Origin of the sequence: Bradyrhizobium sp. CCBAU 11357 (genome assembly GCF_028128865.1) — a bacterium.
In the GTDB taxonomy this organism is placed as follows: Bacteria; Pseudomonadota; Alphaproteobacteria; order Rhizobiales; family Xanthobacteraceae; genus Bradyrhizobium.
In genome coordinates this window covers 1-939 of record NZ_LBJW01000038.1, presented here as the reverse complement: position 1 = coordinate 939, position 939 = coordinate 1, and the positions used below count along the sequence as shown (strand labels likewise).

Below are 939 nucleotides of genomic sequence, written 5' to 3'. Positions count from 1 at the left end.
CTCATCTTCGCTCCTGGTGGCTACGATGAACCAGAAATCCTCCCTCCGCAAAATCCTACAATTTGTCTCACAGGTCCTGACGGCGAACAGCATTCATCCCCCACGGGCTAATCCCTGGATTGCGCAACACGATTCGTGAAGAAACTTCGAGGGTTTTTATAATCCCATCCATTTCAGTAGACAAAATATCGAGCTGGTCCTGCGAAAGGCCATGTACGCTCGGCGATGAGGCGAGCGTACCGTAATCAATCTGTCGAAAAACAAGATACGACAGCAGATATTCGTAAAAGCGACCTCGAGTCCGAATTGCGCGACTTTTCGCGTATTCCATGAACTCAGAAAATTCGGACGCCAGCCGCTGAGTCGCAAGACGAATACTCTGCCTGCGTTTCGATCGCGGCGCGCTTCCGTCCACCCAATCCGACGCGCGAAGCGGATCAATACAGAAAATATTTCCCTGGAATTCCTTGCCCCATCGGCCGGCCCGGCCAGCAAGATTACAGAAATCCTCCGGCTTCATCAGCTCGCTCTGGCGCGCTTTGGATTTCGCATGAAGACGCTTCGGCAGGACAGATTCACGCCTTCAATCAAGGTGGAGGTGCAGACCAAGAAATTGATCTTTCCTGACGAAAACAGCCGTTCTACCTCGGTCCTGATCAGCTGCGGGATGTTGCCATAGTGAAAAGCGACGCCGTTTTTCACAAATCGCCGAAGTTTGAACTTCGGATGAACCGCTTTTTCGCATAGCTCGCTTGGCGCGGTAAGTTCCGGATCTGCAATCTCATTCTTGATGAATTGACACAGTATCTCGGCAACAGTTTCTGCGTCCGAAGCGCGGTTAACGTAGATTACGTTACCACCAGCTCTTCCGATGCTGACCTGCCACTGCGTATTTCCTCCAGAAGGAGTTAGAGTCCGGCCCGAAGAAGGACGGACAGA

Annotated in this window: 2 protein-coding genes; both read right to left on the bottom strand. The window is 51.9% G+C overall.

The genetic code is table 11. The annotated features are described in order from the left end of the window. Positions 1-67: 67 nt before the first annotated feature. On the bottom strand, positions 68-520 hold the full coding sequence (locus XI05_RS08970; RefSeq protein WP_271500720.1) for a hypothetical protein: 453 nt from the start codon (positions 518-520) through the stop codon (positions 68-70). Then, positions 520-939: helicase-related protein (locus XI05_RS08965; RefSeq protein ID WP_271500718.1), on the bottom strand; the 420-nt coding region annotated here is incomplete at its 5' end. The genes XI05_RS08965 and XI05_RS08970, both read right to left, overlap by 1 nt.

Bases quoted from the DNA above. Each gene is read 5' to 3' on its own strand.
- XI05_RS08970 (WP_271500720.1), bottom strand. From the start codon at position 520: ATGAAGCCGGAGGATTTCTGTAATCTTGCTGGCCGGGCCGGCCGATGG.